The sequence below is a fragment of the Streptomyces sp. NPDC017890 genome, from assembly GCF_044328675.1.
Taxonomy (GTDB): domain Bacteria; phylum Actinomycetota; class Actinomycetes; order Streptomycetales; family Streptomycetaceae; genus Streptomyces.
Genome location: NZ_JBIRHU010000136.1, coordinates 1 through 1,602, shown reverse-complemented (window position 1 = coordinate 1,602; position 1,602 = coordinate 1). Strand labels below are relative to the sequence as shown.

Annotated in this window: 1 pseudogene; it reads right to left on the bottom strand. The window is 61.0% G+C overall.

Features of this window, described 5'->3' with window-relative positions:
- A pseudogene (locus ACH4F2_RS36010) lies at positions 1-1,557 on the bottom strand (telomere-binding protein); the annotation flags it as partial.
- Positions 1,558-1,602 lie beyond the last annotated feature (45 nt).

Sequence of the window (1,602 nt, the reverse complement as noted above, 5' to 3'; positions counted from 1 at the left end):
CTCCTTTGCCGGGATCCGGACCCGCAGAAACTCACGGCTGTCCGGATGCGTGTATCCGATGATCACCGCAGTCAGCTCTTGCGGCGAGGCAGGGTTAATTTCACTCTGACCGGCCATCGCTTCGCGGCCCATCAAATCAGGCTCGTCGACGTCCACCCCATCGTCGGTGACTTCGAGATATTCCATCTCGACGATGCGAGCATCGATATCCAGCACCAACTTTGCCTGCTGATCGCCGTCTTTCCTGGTGACGATCTCGACGAGGTTCCCTTCGATGATTCGATAGACAGGGGCGATGAAATTGGTTCCGCGGATGCCATTGCGAACCACGACCGATGTCGCAGACGGACCGTTCGCCGCGGTGGCCTCGTCCGCGTTAGCTTCAGTGACTGGCGCGGGTTCGAGCTCCGGATCCTGCAGCAGCGGAGGGATCGCGACGCCGGCGACCTCATGAGCAGCTCGCGCCGCCACCCGAGACGCATTCCAAGCAATCGTCGCGGACTCGACGGCTTCGCCAGCCCACTCGGTCCCCTCCTCGGCTGCCTGCTGAACGACTTTGTCCACGAGCTCGCTCAGATGCTCAAAACGGCGCTCAGCCTCCAAAGCCCAGCGCTGAGCGCGCACCAACTCTTCATCGGACTCGACCTGCGTGTCAGCTAGATCGATACGCGCTACAGCCTCAGCGAGCGCGACCTCGACAAGGGCCTGCTTTTCGACCACGTCAGCAGCGAAGCTATGTGCTGCGACTTCTCCAGGACGGACCGGAGTAAACCCACCCCATTCGTCCTCGTCCGACCACAGCCCAGCCTCGACGTGGTCGGTGAAATCAGACTTCGGGGTGACTATCGCAGGGAGCAACAACTGAACCTGTGCGCCAACTCCACCTAGCAATGACGCAAGTTCTATGCCGCGCTTCCATCCAGCGCCATCTCTATCGAGGACGACGCGGACCTCTGCACCCTCGAAGAGCTCAGCGGAGGTAACTGGAAAGCTCAGCCCACCCTGCGCATTGGTGGTCGCGACCAACCCCAATATCTCAGCGGTCTCGACGTCCTTCTCGCCTTCGAGCAACCAGACCGGTGACCGCTCAGACAGGGCGGACAAGAGGGCGGGAAGCTGATAAAGGACAGAATCAAAACCGTCGGGCTTGCGCTTGAGACGGGTGCCGTTGGCACTGACAAACAACTGCCGGAACTGCTTGTGACGTGCGCCGTCACAGGAACTGCATTCCTCGCGGATGACTTCTTGGACGACGGTGCCGTCCGCCGACACGTATGGGTAGACCCTGACTCGAACCCAACTGTGCTCAATCTTGGGGTCTGGTGCAGCTACGGCGATTCGAGCCGGCAACCGCCCGCCTTTAGGACGTCGTCGACCCGCACTCCGTTGTTGAGCCGAACGGCCGACCCGAGTGAGTGCATCGCGCTCGGGAAGAGGTTCGTCGAACAGCTCGACCATGGTCAGGCCAAGGCCTTCGGCAATTTCCAAAGCAGAGGCGTTGCAGCCGTGGCAATGCAAAAGCACCATGCCGCCGCGGTGACCGTTGACCCAGCTCACTGACAAGGACGCATGTCGGTCCGCGTGGACAGGGCATAAGGCCAT